The following is an 18,096-nucleotide window of genomic DNA, read 5'->3' on the forward strand; positions in this document are numbered from 1 at the left end:
ACCGAACTCCAGTCGAGCAACCCGGCCGTGATCGCCTTCCTGCGGGAGTACGAGGACGACCTCGTGCTGTGCGTGCACAACTTCTCCCGCTTCGCCCAGCCGACCGAACTCGACCTGCGGCCCTTCACCGGGCGGCATCCCGTCGAGCTGTTCGGCGGGGTGCGCTTCCCGGCGATCGGCGAGCTGCCGTACCTGCTGACGCTGGGCGGCCACGGCTTCTACTGGTTCCGGATCAGGAAGGACCCCGTGTAGCCGTACCGAAGTGCCCGGCAACGCGACGGTGGGGCGGTTTCCACCGCCCCACCCGGGGCACCCATCAGTGACACCCCGACGATCTGCCCGGGGAAAGGACACGACGCCATGGCGGAAACGGTCATCCCTTCCGGCACGACAAGTCCCGGCACCCTCCTCGCGTCGCTGGATCCGCTGTTGCGGGAGTGGCTGCCGCGACAGCGGTGGTTCGCGGGGAAGGGGCGTCCGGTCACCGGGTTCACGCCGGTCGCCACCACCGAACTGCTGCCGACGGGCAGCCGGGTCGGCCTGCTGCATCTGCTGGTTCGCGCCCATCAGCCGTCCGTGCTGGGCGCCCCGCCCCACCCCGGCGACTGCTACCAACTCCTCATAGGCGTGCGCGAGGCCCTGCCGCCCCGGCTGGCACCCGCGCTGATCGGACACGTGACGCAGGGCCCGCTCGCCGGACGCACGGTGTACGACGCCCTGTACGACCCCCGGCCCGCCGAGGTGCTCCTGGAGGCGCTGCGCTCCCAGGCCCGCATCGGCGGTCTGCGCTTCGAACGGGACCCCGGCCGCGAGATCGGCGGCGGCCTCGTGGCCCGCCTGATGACCACCGAGCAGTCCAACTCGTCGGTGGTGTACGGCGACACGCTCATCCTCAAGCTGCTCCGCCGGGTCGTGCCGGGCACCAATCCCGACCTGGAGCTGCCGCTGGCCCTGGCCCGGGAGGGCTGCGCCCGGGTGCCCGCGCCGACGGCGTGGCTGCGGGGATACGTAGAGGACCACGCGGAGCAGGCGCACGAGGCGTACGTCCTGGCCGTGCTGCAGCCCTTCGTGCGGGGCGCCTCGGACGGCTGGGAGCTGGCGCTGCGGGAGCTGGCCAAGGGCGAGGACTTCGGCGCCGAGGCACGGGCGCTGGGCCGGGCCACCGCCGAGGTCCACACGGCACTCGCCCACGCGCTGCCCACGGTCACCCTGGGCCAGAGCCAGCTGGGGCCACAGGTCGACGGCATGGCCGAGCGGCTGGCGGCCGTCGCGCAGGCGGTGCCCGCGCTGCGTCCGTACGAGGCCGGGCTGCGCTCCGCCTACGAGGCGCTGGCCGACCTCGCGGCCGAGGGCCACACCTGGACCGCCCAGCGCGTCCACGGCGACCTGCACCTCGGCCAGTGTCTGCGCGCGCCCTCCGGACAGTGGTCGCTGATCGACTTCGAGGGCGAGCCGGCCCGCCCGCTGGCCGAACGGCGCATGCCGCAGCCGCCGTTGCGGGACGTCGCCGGGATGCTGCGCTCCTTCGACTACGCGGCGCGCTCGGTGACCCCGCCGGCGCCGGGTTGGGCGGCCGCGTGCCGGGCCGCGTACTGCACCGGGTACGCCGAGGCCGCCGGCCACGATCCGCGGACCGACCCGGTGCTGCTGCGGGCCTACGAGACCGACAAGGCGGTCTACGAAGTCGCCTACGAGGCCCGCCACCGCCCCGACTGGCTCCCTGTCCCCCTGTCCGCGGTACGCCGCCTCGCCACGTCCGAGCTCAGCTGACCCTCTCCCGGGAGAACGCGTCCGTGACGTCCAAGAAGCCAGCACCCGCCAAGAAAGCCACGAAGACCACGAAGGCCGAGAAGGCCGAGGAGTCGGCCGCCGAGAAGACCGCCAAGAAGGCCACGGCCGGCAAGAAGGCCGCGCAGAAGGCCACTCGGAAAGCCGCGCAGAAACCCGCGCAGAAGTCCGCGCCGAAAGTCCCCCGGCAGGCCGGCCCGAAGACGGCCGCGCGGCAGGCGCCGGTGTCCCCCGCCGTCGCCGCCTCCGACCGCGAGCGCCTGCTGAACGGCATCCATCACGACCCGCACTCCGTCCTGGGCGCCCACGCGGTGGCCGGCGGGGTCGCCTTCCGCGCCTTCCGCCCGTACGCCCGCTCCGTCACCGTGGTCTCGGGCGGGCTGCGGGCCGAGCTGCACGACGACGGCGACGGCTTCTTCTCCGGGCTGCTGCCGCTGCGCGAGGTCCCGGAGTACCGGCTGCTGGTGGCGTACGAGGGCACGGTCCAGGAGACGGAGGACGCGTACCGCTTCCTGCCCACGCTCGGCGAGTTCGACCTGCACCTGATCGGTGAGGGCCGGCACGAGCGGCTGTGGGAGGTGCTCGGCGCGCACCCCATGACGCACCAGGGCGTGACCGGCACCCGCTTCTCGGTGTGGGCGCCGAACGCGCGCGGCGTGCGGGTGGCCGGCGGCTTCGACTTCTGGGACGGCACCGGTCACCCGATGCGCTCGCTGGGCTCCTCCGGCGTCTGGGAGCTGTTCGTGCCCGGCCTCGGCGAGGGCGAGCTGTACAAGTTCGAGATCACCCGCCCGGACGGCTCCCGCACCCTGCGCGCCGACCCGCTGGCCCGCCGCACCGAGACCCCGCCGGCCACGTCCTCGGTCGTGACGGCCTCACACTTCGAGTGGGGCGACCAGGAGTGGCTGGCGCACCGCGCGGACACCCCGGTGCACGAGGCGCCGTTCTCCGTGTACGAGGTCCACCTCCCCTCCTGGCGCCCCGGACTGACGTACCGCCAACTGGCCGAGCAACTCCCGGCGTACGTCAGCGACTTGGGCTTCACCCACGTGGAGTTGATGCCGGTCGCCGAGCACCCCTTCGGCGGTTCCTGGGGCTATCAGGTCACCGGCTTCTACGCGCCGACGGCACGCCTCGGCACGCCCGACGACTTCAAGTACCTGATCGACGCGCTGCACCGGGCCGGCATCGGCGTCATCATGGACTGGGTCCCGGCCCACTTCCCGCGTGACGCGTGGGCGTTGGCGGAGTTCGACGGGCGGCCGCTGTACGAGCACGAGGACCCGCTGCGTGCCGCCCATCCCGACTGGGGCACGCTCGAGTTCGACCTCGGCCGCCGTGAGGTGCGCAACTTCCTGGTGGCGAACGCCGTGTACTGGTGCGAGGAGTTCCACATCGACGGCCTGCGGGTGGACGCGGTGGCCTCCATGCTCTACCTGGACTACTCGCGCGAGGCGGGCCAGTGGACGCCGAACGCGCACGGCGGCCGGGAGAACCTGGACGCGGTGGCGTTCCTGCAGGAGATGAACGCGACCGTCTACCGGCGCTGTCCGGGCGTCGTCACGATCGCCGAGGAGTCGACGGCCTGGGACGGGGTCACGCGCCCCACGCACCACAAGGGGCCGAGCGGCTTCGGCGGTCTCGGGTTCGGGCTGAAGTGGAACATGGGCTGGATGAACGACTCGCTGCGCTACATGCGGCACGAGCCGGTCCACCGCAGGCACCACCACCACGACATGACGTTCTCGATGGTGTACGCCTACAGCGAGAACTACGTCCTGCCCATCTCCCACGACGAGGTCGTGCACGGCAAGCACTCCCTGGTGTCGAAGATGCCGGGCGACTGGTGGCAGCAGCGCGCAGACCTCCGCGCCTACCTGGGCTTCATGTGGGCCCACCCTGGCAAGCAACTCCTGTTCATGGGTCAGGAGTTCGCCCAGGGCGCCGAGTGGTCGGAGACGCACGGCCCCGACTGGTGGCTGCTCGACCCCGCCTACGGAGCGGCGGCGGACCACCGCGGCGTACGCGACCTGGTCCGCGACCTCAACACGGTGTACGGCGCCACCCCGGCCCTGTGGCAGCGCGACACCGACCCGTCCGGCTTCCAGTGGGTCGTCGGGGACGCGGCCGACGACGACGTGCTCGCCTTCCTGAGATTCGACGCCCACGGCAACCCGCTGCTCGCCGTCTCCCACTTCTCCCCCGTCGTCCGCCACGACTACCGCCTGGGCGTGCCGGACGACGTCCCCGCCTGGCTGGAGATCCTCAACACCGACGCGGCACGCTACGGCGGCGGCGACGTCACGCAGCCGCACCCGGTCAAACCGGAGCCGCACGCCTGGCACGGCCGGGCGGCGAGCATCCGGCTGACCCTGCCACCGCTGGCTACGGTGTGGCTGCGGCCCGACTGAGCCCCTCGGGCAGCGCGCCCCGGTGCAGCACCCCGAGCCGCTGCGTGGCCCGGGTCAGGGCCACGTACAGATCACTGGTGCCGTAGGCGCCCGGCTCCACGACCAGGACCGAGTCGAACTCCAGCCCCTTGGACTGGCGCGGGTCGAGCAGGACGACGGTGCGGGAGAGGTCCGGCTCGGCGCCGGCCGTCACGCCGTCCAGCCGCGCGGCCAGCGCCCGGTGCAGCTCGCGCGGGGCGATGACCGCAAGGCGGCCTTCCGCCGGCGTGAGCTCGGCGACCGCCTTCTCCACCGCGCCGGGCAGGTCGTCGGGCACGTGCCGCACCCAGGGCCGTACGCCGGTGGAGCGGACCGAGCTCGGCGGGCGGAAGTCCGGGTTCCCGGCCTGGACCACGGCCGCGGCCAGGTCCATGATCTCGGACGGGGTGCGGTAGTTGACGCCGAGGCGGGTGTGCTCCCAGCGGTCCTCGACGTACGGCTCGAGGATCTGCGACCAGGAGCCGACACCGTCCCCCACTGCCGAACGCGTGGGAGGCACCCCCACCTCGGCCGCCTGCGCCGGGTCGCCGACCAGGGTCATGGAGCGGGTGGGGCTGCGCCGCATGAGCAGCCGCCACGCCATCGGCGACAGCTCCTGCGCCTCGTCGACGATGATGTGCCCGAACGCCCAGGTGCGGTCGGCCGCCGCGCGCTCGGCGGCGCTGCGTGCGTCCTCTTCCTCCTGCCGTTCGGCGAAGCGCTCGGCGTCGATGATGTCGTGCGCGGAGAGGACCTCACTGTCCTCGTCGTGCTTGTCCTCGAACTCGTAGGTCCGGGAGGCGTACGACACGTCGAGGACGCCCTGCGCGTACGCCACCTGCGTCTCGCGCTCCCGCTCGGCCCGCGCCCTGGCCGTGCGCTCGTCCACGCCGAGCAGTTCGGCCGCCTCGTCGAGCAGCGGTACGTCCGACACGGTCCACTTGCGGGTGACCGGGCGGCGGATCGCGGCCGCGTCCTCGTCGCCGAGGTACCCCTCGGGCTCGGCGAGGAAGTCGGCGACGAGCCGCTGCGGGGTCAGCACCGGCCACAACCGGTCGATGGCGGACCAGACTTCGGGGTTGTCGGCGAGCTCGTCGCGGATCTGGGTGATGTCGCTGGGGTCGAGCAGGTTCGTACCGTCGTACGGGTCCGTGCCGATGCGCTCGGCGACCATGTCGGTGAGGGTGTTGAGGATGTGGCCCTCGAAGTGCTCGCGGGCCACGTTGTGCGGCAGCTTCGCCGCACGGGTGCGCTCGCGGGCGACGTTCACCAGGCCGTCGTCGAGCATCAGGACCTCACGGTCGTGCTCGATCGCGATGACCGGCTCGGGCAGCGCCTGCCGGTCGCGTACGACGGCGGCGAGCACGTCGGCCATGTCGTCGCGGCCCTTCACGGCGGCCGCGCGGGGGGTGTCCTGGGCCGTCGCCTTCACCCCGGGGAACAGCTCGCCGACGGTCGCGAGGAGCACGCCCGTCTCACCGAGGGAGGGCAGCACCTCGCCGATGTAGCCGAGGAACGCCGGGTTGGGGCCGACGATCAGGACGGCGCGGCGGGCGAGCAGTTCCCGGTGCTCGTAGAGCAGATACGCGGCCCGGTGCAGGGCGACGGCCGTCTTGCCGGTGCCGGGGCCGCCCTCGACGACCAGCACCCCGCGGTGCGGGGCCCGGATGATCTCGTCCTGCTCGGCCTGGATGGTCTGCACGATGTCGCTCATGCGGCCGGTGCGCGCGGAGTTGAGCGCGGCGAGCAGCACGGCGTCGCCGGTGGGGTCCTCGTGGCCGGTGCGGGTGGCGTCGCCGAGGTCGAGGATCTCGTCGTGCAAGGACGTGACGGTGCGGCCGCTGGTGGCGATGTGCCGCCGGCGCCTGAGCCCCATCGGGGTGTGCCCGGTGGCCAGGTAGAAGGGCCGGGCGACGTCGGCCCGCCAGTCGACGAGCAGCGGGGTGCGCTCGGTGTCGTCGGCGCGCAGACCGATGCGGCCGATGTGGTGGCCGGCGCCGGAGGTCAGGTCGATGCGGCCGAAGCACAGCGAGCCGTCCACGGCGTTCAGCGCCGCGAGCAGCCCGGAGCGCTCGGCGACGGCGATGTCCCGCTCGAGCCGGGCCTGCATGGGCTTGTCACCCTGGGCCAGCGCGTCCGCGACGCCGGCCTCGGTCTCGCCGCGCAGGGTGTCCACGCGGGCGTACAGTCCGTCGATGAATTCCTGCTCGTGGCGCAATTCATCGTCTGGAAATTCGCTGTTTGACAATTCCACTCCCGCCCGGATATACTGTGCTCACTGAACTTCTTTGCGACCCAATTTATGGAAGTCGCGAATCATCGAATATACGCAAAGAAATCCCCCGAGCGCAATCGCTCGGGGGATTTCTTTGGTTTTCGCGTCGCTCTACAGCACGTCGGACAGCTCCTCCAGCAGCCGTCGCTTGGGCCGGGCGCCCACCATCGCCTTCACGGGCTCACCGCCCCGGAACACCATGAACGTCGGCATCGACAGCACCTTGTAGGCGTTCGTGGTCGTCGGATTGGTGTCCACGTCCAGCTGGACCACCTTCAGCCGCTCCCCCTCCTCGCCGGCGAGCGCGCCGAGCACCGGTCCCATCTGCCGGCACGGCGGGCACCAGTCGGCGGTGAACTCCACCAGCACCGGCAGGTCCGCGCCGAGCACCTCGGCCTCGAAGTCCGCGTCCGTCACCTCGGTCACTCCGGGTGCCTTGATCACTGCTCCTGCCCTCCCAGTTCGCACAGGGGCTCCGGACTCCCCGGAGCATGCGCCTCGGCGGCCAGCTCGTCCCTGGCCCGCTCGGCCCTCGCCAGCTGGGCGCCGACCTGCGCCCGCACCGCCTGGAGCTCGCCGATCAGCGCGTCGAGCTCGTCCAGCTTGCGCCGGTAGACCGCGAGCGACGCGGGGCACGCGTCCCCCTCCGGGTGCCCGGCCCGCAGACACTCGACGAAGGGCCGGGTCTCCTCCAGCTCGAACCCGAAGTCCCGCAGCGTCCGGATCTGTGTGAGCAGCCTCAGGTCCCGCTCGTCGTACGCCCGGTACCCGTGCTCGTCACGCCGCGCGGGCAGCAGTCCCCGTGACTCGTAGTACCTGAGCGTGCGCGTGGTGGTCCCGGCCCGCTCGGCCAGCTCGCCGATTCGCATGAGTGCGACGGTAGGCGTTGACGCCGACGTGAAGGCAAGGCCCGGCGGCAGGGCCCTATGCGGGGACGCCCGCCGCCTCACCGACCTCCATCAGGGAGGCGCTGTGGCGCTCCTCGTCGAAGGCCTCGCGGCCGCCGCGCAGGCCGAACAGGCGCTTGGCGAGGGCGATGTAGAGGACGGCCAGGATGTTGAGGACGAGAGTGGCGATCTTCAGCCAGCTGATGTGCTCGGTGAGTTCGTAGATCTCCAGCGGGAGGAAGGCCGCAGTGGCGACGACGGTCAGGTACTCCGCCCAGCGCTTGGCGTACCAGAGGCCGACCGCCTCGACGAGTTCGGTCAGCGCGTACGCCAGGAGGAGGGCGGCGACCAGCATCAGCGTGGAGTGCCCGTAGCCGAACGTCTTCTGGACCGAACCGACGACCGGTGAGTGGTCGAGGTCGTAGTGGAAGTGCCGGAAGACGGGCCGGAAGACGTCGAGGTACTGGTCGAAGAGCCGCCGTACCGCGTCCTGGCTGTTGCTGAACTTCCACACCGCCACCGCGACCAGCACGATGAACACCCCGCGCACGGCCCGCTCGATCGCCAGGAACCGCAGGACGAACAGGTCTCGCAGCACCTTCCCGCGCGGCACCAGGGGCGCGTCGGCGGCCGGTCCCGAGCCGTGCGGCTCGCCGAGGACGAAGTCGCCGCAGCGCAGGCACCGCCAGACCTCCCCGAGCGCGGTGTCGGCGCGCAGCCGCATCCGGAGCCGTGCGGCGTCGGGCGCGTAGGTGACATGGCCCTTGCGGGCGCAGGTGCGCCGGTCCCAGTCGATCTTCATCCCCCGTACCTCCTCACACACAAAGACGGCTACCACGAGCGTGCCGTTCCGGACGGTCCGGCACGGCACGGCACGGCACGGCACGGCACGGCACGGCACGCTAGCGGATGGGCGCAGAGCCACGGCCCGGAGTCAGGCCGCCGCGCTGTCCACGAGCTCCTTCTCCTCGGCCTGCTCCTTTGCTGCGTCATGCTCCCGGCGCGGCAGCAGGACGGTCACCAGGAGCGTGCCGACGCCCAGGATCACCGCGCCGACCAGGCTGGTGTGGGCCACCGCGTCGGAGAAGGAGGAGCCGACGGCGTGTGCCATCTGCCGGGCCCCGGCCGTGAGGGCCTGAGCCTGTCCCTTCAGCTGCGCGGCCTGGTGCGGGTCGCTCGCCCGCGCCGCCTGGGCCGCGAGCCCGCGGGCCTTGTCCCCGATGCCCCGCGCGACGGCGTACCCGGCGCCGACCGAGTCCTGCGCGGTGGCCAGGGTGTGGGCGGGCAGCTTGCTCCCCTTCGTGGCGTCCCCGAGGTGGTGGTCGTACGACGTCGACAGGAGCGAGCCGAGGATCGCGATGCCGAGCGAGCCGCCGAGCTCCAGCGACGTGTCGTTGGTCGCACCGCCGACGCCCAGTTCGGACTCCGGGAACGCCCCCATGATCGCGTCCGTGCAGGGCGAGAGCGCGAGGCCGATGGACAGACCGAGCACGATGAGCGGGGCGACGAAATCGCCGTACGACGACGAGACGTCCACCCGGGTCAGCAGGGCGAGCGCGGTCGTGCCGCCGGCCATGCCCGCGCCGACCGTCCACTTCATGCCGACGCGCGGGGTGAGATACCCGGTCAGGGCCGAGCCGACCAGGACGGCGCCGGCCAGGGGCAGCATGCGCAGGCCGGTCTCCAGGGCGTCGTAGCCGAGGACGAACTGGAGGTGCTGGGTGAGGTAGTAGAAGGCGCCGAAGACGGCGAGGAAGAACAGGGCTACGGCGATGTTGGAGCCGGCGAACCGGCGGTTCGCGAAGCGGCGCACGTCGAGGACCGGGCGCGGGTGGCGCAGCTCCCACAGGACGAAGGCGAGCAGCCCCACGCCTGCGACGACCGCGGCGGTGACGGCCTTGGCGCCCCAGCCGAAGTGCGGCCCCTCGATGATCATGTAGATCAGCGAGCCGGTCCAGAGCACCGACAGCAGCCCGCCGACGTAGTCGATCCGGGCCGGGCCCCCGTCGCCCCTGTGGGCCTTGGACGGCGGGACGAGGGCGAGGGCGGCGACGATCGCGACGGCGGCGATGGGCACGTTGATCAGGAAGGTCGACGCCCAGCCGTGCCGGCGCAGCAGCGCGCCCGCGACCACCGGTCCGGCCGCGATGGCGAGCCCGGCGGTGGCGGTCCACAGCGTGATGGCCTTCGCACGCTCCTCGCGCGGGAAGGTCGCGGCGAGCAGGGAGAGCGTGGCAGGCATGATGAGCGCCGCGCCGACGCCCATCACGGCGCGGGCCGCGATGACGGTCGTGGAGCTGTCGGCGAGATAGCCGAAGACGGCGCCGCCCCCGAAGACGACGAGCCCGAGGATGAGCGCGCCCCGGCGGCTGTACTTGTCGCCGATCACTCCGAGCAGCAGCATCAGGGCGGCGTACGGGACGGTGTAGCCGTCGATCACCCACTGCAGGTCGGCGCTGGACAGACCGAGGTCACGGGTCATGTCGGGGGCCGCGACGGTGAGGGCCGTGTTGGCCATCACGATGATCAGCAGGCTCAGGCAGAGCACGAGGAGCGCCCACCAGCGCCGTGCGTAGGGGCGGTCCATCCTTTCGACCGGTTCGTTCGCGACGAGTCGCATGGGCAGGAGTCGCCTTCCTCACAGGTGCACACGACACAGATGCACACGACGCAGGTGCACACGATGGAATTGGTGATTTGCACAGTGGAGTGCAATTGCACAACGCTGTGCAATGTACGCCGCTGCACATTGATGTGCAAGTCGAGTGAAGGCACAATGATCGCCATGACCACGGGTAACACCAGTCGCGCCGACGCGAACCGGCGCCGCATCCTCGACGTCGCCCTCGCCGAGCTGCTGCGCGACCCCGACGCCTCCATGGACCAGATCGCGCGCGCCGCGGGCGTCGTACGGCGCACGGTGTACGGGCACTTCCCCAGCCGCGAGGCGCTGATCAGCACGCTCGTCGACGAGGCCGTGGCGTGCCTCATGACCGCGAAGGACGCGGGCCACGGCGGGGCCGAGGACCCGGCGGAGGCGGTGGCCCGGTCGGTGCTCGCCGTCTGGGAGATCGCCGACCGCTACCGGCTGCTGATCGCGCTGGCCCAGCGCACCGTCACCGTGCAGGGCATCCGCGAACGCCTCGCGCCGGCCCGCGAGTCGAGCGCCGAGCTGCTCCGGCAAGGCCTGGACGAGGGCGTCTTCCACTCCGTGCTGCCCGCGCCGGCGCTGGCGTACGTGCACGAGCAGATGCTGTTCGCACTGATGGAGGCGGTGAACGACGGACTGCTGGCAGCCCAGGAGGCGGGCCGCTCCGCCGCGATCACCGTGCTGACCGCGTCGGGCATGCCCGCCGCGCAGGCCACCGAGCTGGTGGCGAAGCTGAGCGACTGAGCGCTCGGGGCGGTGAAGGCCCCAGGGACGGCGAAAGCCGGACGCCCGGCCCCAGTTCAGGTGGGGCCGGGCGTCCGGCGTACGGGTGCGGTGGTCCGGTGTCAGGCCTGGGCCGGCTCCTTGTCGCCCGCACCGCCGCCGCGCTGCCCGGGCAGGCCGGCGGCCGGGGCGTCGTCGTGGTCGTCCAGCAGCGTCGTCTCGTCGAAGGGCAGCTCGCCGGCGAGCACCTTCTGGACGCGGTCCTTGTCGATCTCCTTGGTCCAGGTGCCGATCAGGACGGTGGCGACGGAGTTGCCCGCGAAGTTCGTCAGGGCACGGGCCTCGCTCATGAAGCGGTCGATGCCGACGATCAGGCCGACGCCGTCGACCAGCGCGGGCTTGTGCGACTGCAGACCGCCGGCCAGCGTGGCCAGACCGGCGCCGCTGACGCCCGCCGCGCCCTTCGAGGCGAGCAGCAGGAACAGCAGCAGCGGGATCTGCTCGCCGATGGACATCGGGGTGCCCAGGGCGTCGGCGATGTAGAGGGACGCCATGGTCATGTAGATCATGGTGCCGTCGAGGTTGAAGGAGTAGCCGGTCGGGACGGTGATGCCGACCACCGGCTTGCTCACGCCCAGGTGCTCCATCTTCGCGATGAGCCGCGGCAGCGCGGACTCGGAGGAGGAGGTGGACAGGATGAGCAGGAACTCCCGGGCCAGGTACTTCAGCAGGGAGAGGATGTTCAGCCCGGAGACGATCCGCAGCAGCGCGCCGAGCACGACGAAGACGAACAGGAAGCACGTCACGTAGAAGCCGAGCATCAGCACGGCCAGGCTCTTCAGCGCGTCCAGACCGGCGGATCCGACCACGGCCGCGATGGCACCGAAGGCACCGATCGGCGCGGCCCACATCACCATGGCGAGGATGCGGAAGACGAGCCGCTGGATGTGCTCGACGCCGCGCAGGATCGGCTGACCCACGGGACCCATCGCCTGCAGCGCGAACCCGGCGAGCAGCGCGACCAGCAGGGTCTGCAGCACCTGGCCCTCGGTGAAGGCGGAGACGAAGGTCACCGGGATGATCGACAGTACGAAGTCGACCGGCGGCAGCGCGTCCGGCGCCACCTGGGCGTGCCCGGTCTGCTTGAGCGCGGCGGTCAGGTGCAGCCCCTCACCGGGGTGCAGGACGTTGCCGACGACGAGGCCGATGGCGAGCGCGACGAGCGACATCACGAGGAAGTAGCCGAGCGCGATACCGCCGACGGCACCGACCTTGGCGGCCTTCCGGACGGACCCGATCCCGAGCACGATCGTGCAGAAGATGATGGGCGAGATCATCATCTTGATGAGGTTCACGAAGCCCGTGCCGACCGGCTTCAGCGCGACACCCGCGTCGGGCCAGATCAGTCCCACCGCGATGCCGAGCGCCACCGCGACGATCACGGCGATGTACAGGTAATGGGTGCGGTCCCGCTTCGTGGGGGGTGCGGCAGGTGCCGTATCGGGGGTACTGGCGGCGGCCACGGCAGTTCTCCTTGACGTCTTCGTCGGCTCACCGGCGTGCGGCTCACGTCCGGAGGTGGGGGAATGCCGTGACTATCTCCTGGTCTGTGGGGGCGGTCACCCTTCCGTTCATTGAGTTCACCGGGCATTTACCGCACCGGCCGACCGCCCCTGCGGCGAGCGTCGGCCTTACGCGGCGGGCGGGGGGACGACGGGCACGAGGAGGGCGCGGCTCGCCGTCCCGACCAAGAGGGCGAGGGTCTCGACGTGGCCCTTGTAGATCAGGGGCAGCCCCCTCTCGTGCCACAGGTTCTCGGCGATGGTCCAGGCCGTCTCGCGGGCCGTGTCGATGCTGAAGGTGCCCACCGCGTGCTTGAGGGCCTCGGCCGGCTGGGTCGCCACATGGAAGAGCCGGGTCTCGAACTCGGCGCGGACCTCGGCCTCCACCTCGGCGAGCAGGTCGTTGACCTTCTCGTAGTCCTGGTGCACCGGCGGGGTGCCGGGAGTGGTGCCGCGCTCGGTGCAGGTCTGTACGACCGCCAGGGGCAGGTCGTGGTTGATGTGCGCGTTCATCCCGGCGAACGCGAACTGGATCGGCCAGATGACGTCGTTGTCGCGCAGATCGAACAGCGGCTGCCACGAAGGGTCGACCCGGCGGCCGTCCGCGGCGGCGTCGACCTGGCTCAGGTAGAGGTTGGCGAAGATCACGTCCAGGCGCTCGAGGAACGCGTCGTCCTGGAACGTGCCCGCGCCGACGTGCTGCTTCACGAGACGGGTCACCTTCAGGTACATGCGGTTGAAGCAGGCCACGCCGTCGCGCGGGGCGAGCTGGTCGTCGATCCGCTGCATCCGGTCGATGACCTGGTCGATGGTCGTGGGCAGAGTCTGGGTGGTCATCTCAGTCCTTGGGGGTCGGGGTGACCGCGAGAGATTGCAGGTTGCCGGTCCGGCGCCCCGGACGTCAGGAGCGCCGCGACCCCGCCACCCGGGCGGCCGATGCCGTATCGATCCGGCATCCCCACCGGAGCGGCCCCCTTCGGACGGACGGTCTGCGGCGCAGCGGAAACCCCCGCGGCGCCTCCCGCTCGACCCGCCAGGCAGACTGGCCGGATGCGTTTCCCCGTCGTCCCCCGGCCCCGCAGCCTGGCCGGGCAGCTGTTCGCCATGCAGGCCGTGCTGATCGCGGTCGTCGTCGCGGGGTACGCGCTGTTCACCTACGTCAGCGACCGCCGCCAGGGCGAGGAGGCGGCGCGCCGTCAGGCCATGGCGGTGGCCCGCGCCGTCGCGGACGCCCCCTCCGTGCGGACGGCGATCCGCACCTCCGACCCCACGGCCCGCCTCCAGCCGTACGCGCTCCGGGTCACGCGCGACACCGGAGTCGACTTCGTCACGATCATGACTCCACGGGGAATCCGCTGGACCCACCCCGACGAGCGCGAGATCGGCAAGCGCTTTCTCGGCCATATCGCTGCCGCCCGCCAAGGCGGGTCCTTCACCGAGACCTACACCGGCACGCTCGGCGCGTCGGTCCGCGCGGTGACCCCGGTCGAGGACGACGGCCACGTCATCGGTCTGGTGAGCGCGGGCATCCGGGTCGACGCGATCAGCCGGCGCGTGCAGGAGCAGGTCACCGCCCTGCTCGGCGTCGCCACCGGCGCCCTGGTGCTCGGCGCGGTCGGCACGTACGTCGTCAACGCCCGGCTGCGCCGGCACACCCACGGCATGAACGCGGCCGAGCTCAGCCGCATGCACGACTACCACCAGGCCACGCTGCACGCCGTCCGCGAGGGGCTGCTGATGCTGGACGGGCAGTACCGGGTGGCCCTCGTCAACGACGGCGGCCGGGAGCTGCTCGGCGTCGGCCCCGAGGAGGACGTGGTGGGCAGGTCGGTGGCGGGCCTAAGGCTGCCGGCACCGCTGACCGGGGCGCTGCTGGCGTCGGAGCCCCGGGTGGACGAGGTGCATCTGACGGCGGACCGGGTGCTGGTCGTGAACACGTCCCCGGTGTCGGGCGGCGAGCGCCGCGGCACCGTGGTCACGCTCCGGGACGTCACCGAACTCCAGGCCCTGACGGGCGAGCTGGACTCCGAGCGCGGCTTCACCCAGGCCCTCCGCTCCCAGGCGCACGAGGCGGCGAACCGCCTGCACACGGTCGTCTCGCTGATCGAACTCGGCCGCGCGGAGGAGGCGGTGGACTTCGCGACCGCCGAACTGGAACTGGCCCAGGCGCTGACCGACCAGGTGGTGGCGGCGGTCGGCGAGCCGGTGCTGGCGGCACTCCTGCTGGGCAAGACGGCCCAGGCCCACGAACGGGGCGTCGAGTTGGTGGTGTCACCGGACAGCCGCCTCGACGACGGCCTGCTCCCGGAGAGCCTGTCGGCACGCGACCTGGTGACGATCCTGGGCAACCTGATCGACAACGCGGTGGACGCGGCCCAGGGCAGCACGCGGGCGAAGGTGACGGTGACGGCGTACGGCACCGGGACCGTGGCCGGGGAACTGGTGCTGCGGGTGGCCGACACCGGCACAGGTGTGGACCCCGCTCACGCCGATCTGGTATTCCAGCGAGGGTTCTCGACGAAGCCGGCCGCCGGACCCGGCGGCCGCGGGCTGGGGCTCGCGCTGGTGCGCCAGGCGGTCACCCGACTCCAGGGGGCACTCACGGTGACGGAGGGCGAGGAGGGCGGCGCGGTGTTCGAGGTACGGCTGCCCTTGGGCACGCCCGCCGCTCCGGCCGGGGCGACCGGACGCACGATGCCCCGAGGTGCCGTATGACAGCCGGGGAACCCATCCGCGTCCTCGTCGTGGAGGACGACCCCGTCGCGGCGGACGCCCACGTTCTCTACGTCGGGCGGGTCCCGGGCTTCGTGGCGGTGGGCACGGCGCACACCGGCGCGGAGGCCCGGCGCCTGCTGGACCGCACGCCGGTGGATCTCCTCCTCCTCGACCTCCACCTCCCGGACGTCCACGGCCTGCAGTTCGCCCGGTCGCTGCGGGCGGCCGGACATCTGGCGGACGTGATCGCGGTGACGTCGGCCCGCGACCTGACCGTGGTGCGCGAGGGGGTGTCGCTCGGGGTCGTGCAGTACGTGCTGAAGCCGTTCACCTTCGCGACCCTGCGCGACCGGCTGGTGCGGTACGCCGAGTTCCGTACGGCGGCCGGCGAGGCGAGCGGACAGGACGACGTGGACCGAGCGCTCGCGGCCCTGCGCGCCCCGGGCCCGGCCGCCCTGCCGAAGGGCCTGAGCGCCCCCACCCTGGAACGAGTCACGGCAGCCCTGCGGGACCACACGTCCGGCCTCACCTCGACGGGCGTGGCCGAGGCGGTCGGCATCTCCCGCATCACGGCCCGCCGCTACCTGGAACACCTGGTGGACACGGGCCGAGCGATCCGCAGCCCGCAGTACGGGACCGTGGGGCGGCCGGAGTTGCAGTACCGGTGGACGAAGAGACCGTGAATCGGGGGCAGTTCGCATGCATACGGCCCGACACCCAAATCCCGCACGCACATTGACCTGACTAGACCACTCCTCTTACCTTCGCACGGCAACCACCAGGCCACAGTCCAGTGAGCCCGCAGGAGGTCATGCCGTGCGCACCAATGCCGCCCGCACCGCCCTCGCTCCCCTCCTCACCACGGTCCTCGCCGCATCGATGCTCAGCGCCTGCGGCAGCGGTTCCGGCAGCAGTCCGGACACCGTCAGGGTCAGCTTCAAGCAGTCGACGGACAACAACGTCAAGGTGATGGACAACTTCCTCGCCGACGTCAAGAAGCAGTTCGAGAAGAAGTACCCGGGCAAGAAGGTCGAGCTCGTCCCCATCAAGGCGCCGGACTCGGAGTACTACACCAAGCTCCAGCAGATGCTCCGCTCCCCCAAGACCGCGCCCGACCTGGTCTACGAGGACACGTTCCTCATCAACTCGGACATCACCAGCGGGTACTTGAGACCGCTCGACCCGTACCTCGACAAGTGGTCGGACTGGAACCACTTCATCGACACCGCGAAGACCGCCGCACGGGCCGAGAACGGGAAGACGTACGGCGTGCCCGACGGCACCGACACCCGCGGACTCTGGTTCGACAAGGGCGTGTTCGAGAAGGCCGGGCTGCCGGGCGACTGGCAGCCGAAGACGTGGGACGACGTCCTCGCCGCCGCGCGCACCATCAAGCAGAAGGTCCCCGGCGTCACCCCGCTCAACGTCTACACCGGCAAACCGGCGGGTGAGGCGTCCACCATGCAGGGCTTCGAGATGCTGCTCTACGGCACGGGCGACGGCAGCTCCGATCCCCTCTACGACCACGCCACCAAGAAGTGGATCACCGCGGGCAAGCCCTTCAAGGACGCCCTCTCGTTCGTGGAGACCCTCTACAAGGAGAAGCTCGGCCCCGACCCCTCCGACGCCCTCGACCCCAACTTCCCCGTCACGATGGCCGGCGAGCTCCTCCCTCAGCACAAGGTCGGCATCGACCTCGACGGTTCCTGGCTCCCGCAGTACTGGCTCCCGGGCAGCGGTCACGCCTGGCCGAACTGGTCCAGGGAGCTCGGTCTCGCCGCCATGCCCACCCAGCACGGCCAGGCCCCGGGCAAGGTGAGCATGTCCGGCGGCTGGACCTGGGCCGTCCCGTCCAAGGCGGGCAACCCCGACCTCGCCTTCGACTTCATCAAGACGATGCAGACGGAGACGAACGCCAAGAAGTGGTACATCGCCAACTCCGGCATCTCGGTCCGCAAGGACGTCGCGAGCGACCCCTCGTACGCGACCGCCCAGCCCGGCATCAAGTTCTTCACCGATCTGGTCGCCACCACGCACTACCGGCCCGCGTACCCGGCGTACCCGAAGGTCTCCACGGCCATCCAGGAGGCGATGGAGGGAGTGACCACCGGTGACGCCACGGTCGACAAGGCGGCGAGCGCCTACGACGACGCGCTCAAAGCGGCCGCCGGCAACCAAGTGACCCAGAAGTGACCGTGACGTGATACGCCGCCGTCTGGCCCGTGCCCTGCCCGTCACCCCCGCCGTCGTCCTCCTGCTGCTCTTCCTCGCGGGCCCGATCGTCTACTGCGTCGTCATCGCCTTCACCGACCTCCAGCTCACCGGCCAGGCCCACTCCTCCTTCGTGGGCCTCGCCAACTTCCGTACGGCGTTCGGGGACGAAGACTTCCTGAACGCCGTATGGCTGACGCTGGTGTTCACGGTCGTGTCGTCGCTGGTCGGGCAGAACACACTGGGCCTGGCCCTGGCCGCCCTGATGCAGCGTGCGTCGAAGCCGGTGCGCACGCTCACCGGGGGGATCGTCATCACGGCGTGGGTGCTGCCGGAGGTCGTCGCCGGCTTTCTCCTCTACGCCTTCTTCCGTCGCGAGGGCACCCTGAACGCCATCCTCGCCTGGCTCCATCTCCCCACCCAGAACTGGCTGTTCACGCTCCCCATCCTGGCCGTGTCCTGCGCCAACGTCTGGCGCGGCACGGCCTTCTCGATGCTCGTCTACACCGCCGCGCTGGGCGAGATACCCCAGGACATCACGGAGGCCGCCGAGATGGACGGCGCGGGCGGCTGGCGGCGCATGTGGCACATCACGCTGCCGATGATCCGCCGCTCCATCGGCACCAACCTGATGCTCAACACCCTGCAGACGCTGTCGGTCTTCGGGCTGATCTGGGTGATGACGAGGGGCGGCCCGGGCAACCGCAGCCAGACGCTGCCGCTGTACATGTACGAACAGGCCTTCCAGGACAGCATGATCGGATACAGCACGGCCGTGGCCCTGCTGCTCCTCGTGGTCGGCTCCCTCTTCTCCGTCGTGTACCTGCGCCTGCTGCGCACGGAGGTGTGACGACAC

Annotated in this window: 15 protein-coding genes; 8 read left to right on the forward strand and 7 right to left on the reverse strand. The window is 71.3% G+C overall.

What is annotated here, in order from left to right; genetic code table 11:
* The 3 genes from ABZ910_RS15835 to glgB all read left to right on the forward strand — a co-directional run.
* The coding region (locus tag ABZ910_RS15835; RefSeq protein ID WP_361364362.1) for an alpha-glucosidase C-terminal domain-containing protein at positions 1-252 on the forward strand (252 nt) is incomplete at its 5' end.
* 108 nt (positions 253-360) lie between these two features.
* Entirely contained in the window at positions 361-1,770 is a 1,410-nt protein-coding gene (locus tag ABZ910_RS15840; RefSeq protein WP_361364365.1) for a maltokinase, read from the forward strand.
* A gap of 23 nt (positions 1,771-1,793) precedes the next feature.
* Positions 1,794-4,199 (forward strand): 1,4-alpha-glucan branching enzyme, encoded by a 2,406-nt coding sequence (gene glgB / locus ABZ910_RS15845; protein WP_361364368.1) that lies wholly within the window; start codon positions 1,794-1,796, stop codon positions 4,197-4,199.
* On the opposite strand, the gene ABZ910_RS15850 is transcribed toward glgB, so the two are convergent.
* From ABZ910_RS15850 to ABZ910_RS15870, 5 genes are all read right to left on the reverse strand, one after another.
* On the reverse strand, positions 4,174-6,435 hold the full coding sequence (locus tag ABZ910_RS15850; RefSeq protein ID WP_361364371.1) for a UvrD-helicase domain-containing protein: 2,262 nt from the start codon (positions 6,433-6,435) through the stop codon (positions 4,174-4,176). The genes glgB and ABZ910_RS15850 overlap by 26 nt on opposite strands.
* A gap of 168 nt (positions 6,436-6,603) precedes the next feature.
* A complete protein-coding gene (locus ABZ910_RS15855; protein ID WP_361364374.1) occupies positions 6,604-6,936 on the reverse strand; it encodes a thioredoxin domain-containing protein in 333 nt (110 codons plus the stop codon).
* Positions 6,933-7,361 carry a MerR family transcriptional regulator gene (locus ABZ910_RS15860; RefSeq protein WP_361364377.1) on the reverse strand — a complete coding sequence of 143 codons (429 nt, stop codon included), beginning with the start codon at positions 7,359-7,361 and terminating at the stop codon, positions 6,933-6,935. Before ABZ910_RS15860 ends, ABZ910_RS15855 begins: the two co-directional genes overlap by 4 nt.
* 55 nt (positions 7,362-7,416) lie before the next feature.
* Positions 7,417-8,181, reverse strand: coding sequence for a DUF2127 domain-containing protein (locus ABZ910_RS15865; RefSeq protein WP_361364379.1), 765 nt, complete (start codon positions 8,179-8,181; stop codon positions 7,417-7,419).
* A 132-nt stretch (positions 8,182-8,313) separates the two neighbouring features.
* The gene (locus tag ABZ910_RS15870; RefSeq protein WP_361364381.1) at positions 8,314-9,999 is read right to left on the reverse strand and encodes an MFS transporter; all 1,686 of its coding nucleotides are present in this window, start codon (positions 9,997-9,999) and stop codon (positions 8,314-8,316) included.
* A 156-nt stretch (positions 10,000-10,155) separates the two neighbouring features.
* Between ABZ910_RS15870 and ABZ910_RS15875 the strand changes: the two genes are divergently transcribed.
* A complete protein-coding gene (locus ABZ910_RS15875) occupies positions 10,156-10,773 on the forward strand; it encodes a TetR/AcrR family transcriptional regulator (protein ID WP_361364384.1) in 618 nt (205 codons plus the stop codon).
* Between the two features lie 101 nt (positions 10,774-10,874).
* Here the strand turns inward: ABZ910_RS15875 and ABZ910_RS15880 are convergent, their stop codons facing one another.
* Both ABZ910_RS15880 and ABZ910_RS15885 read right to left on the reverse strand, forming a co-directional pair.
* The gene (locus ABZ910_RS15880) at positions 10,875-12,275 is read right to left on the reverse strand and encodes a cation:dicarboxylase symporter family transporter (RefSeq protein ID WP_361364387.1); all 1,401 of its coding nucleotides are present in this window, start codon (positions 12,273-12,275) and stop codon (positions 10,875-10,877) included.
* Positions 12,276-12,443: 168 nt separating this feature from the next.
* A complete protein-coding gene (locus ABZ910_RS15885; protein WP_361364390.1) occupies positions 12,444-13,151 on the reverse strand; it encodes a DUF5995 family protein in 708 nt (235 codons plus the stop codon).
* Between the two features lie 213 nt (positions 13,152-13,364).
* On the opposite strand from ABZ910_RS15885, the gene ABZ910_RS15890 reads away from it, so the two are divergent.
* The 4 genes from ABZ910_RS15890 (at position 13,365) to ABZ910_RS15905 (ending at position 18,090) form a co-directional block, all read left to right on the forward strand.
* Positions 13,365-15,029 carry a sensor histidine kinase gene (locus tag ABZ910_RS15890; RefSeq protein WP_361364393.1) on the forward strand — a complete coding sequence of 555 codons (1,665 nt, stop codon included), beginning with the start codon at positions 13,365-13,367 and terminating at the stop codon, positions 15,027-15,029.
* Positions 15,026-15,712, forward strand: coding sequence for a response regulator (locus ABZ910_RS15895; protein WP_361364395.1), 687 nt, complete (start codon positions 15,026-15,028; stop codon positions 15,710-15,712). The genes ABZ910_RS15890 and ABZ910_RS15895 overlap by 4 nt, the downstream gene beginning before the upstream one ends.
* 196 nt (positions 15,713-15,908) lie before the next feature.
* The gene (locus ABZ910_RS15900) at positions 15,909-17,222 is read left to right on the forward strand and encodes an extracellular solute-binding protein (protein WP_361364817.1); all 1,314 of its coding nucleotides are present in this window, start codon (positions 15,909-15,911) and stop codon (positions 17,220-17,222) included.
* 7 nt (positions 17,223-17,229) lie between these two features.
* Entirely contained in the window at positions 17,230-18,090 is an 861-nt protein-coding gene (locus ABZ910_RS15905) for a sugar ABC transporter permease (protein ID WP_361364398.1), read from the forward strand.
* The last annotated feature ends 6 nt before the right edge of the window (positions 18,091-18,096 follow it).

Origin of the sequence: Streptomyces sp. NPDC046805 (assembly GCF_040645355.1) — a bacterium.
Lineage (GTDB): Bacteria > Actinomycetota > Actinomycetes > Streptomycetales > Streptomycetaceae > Streptomyces.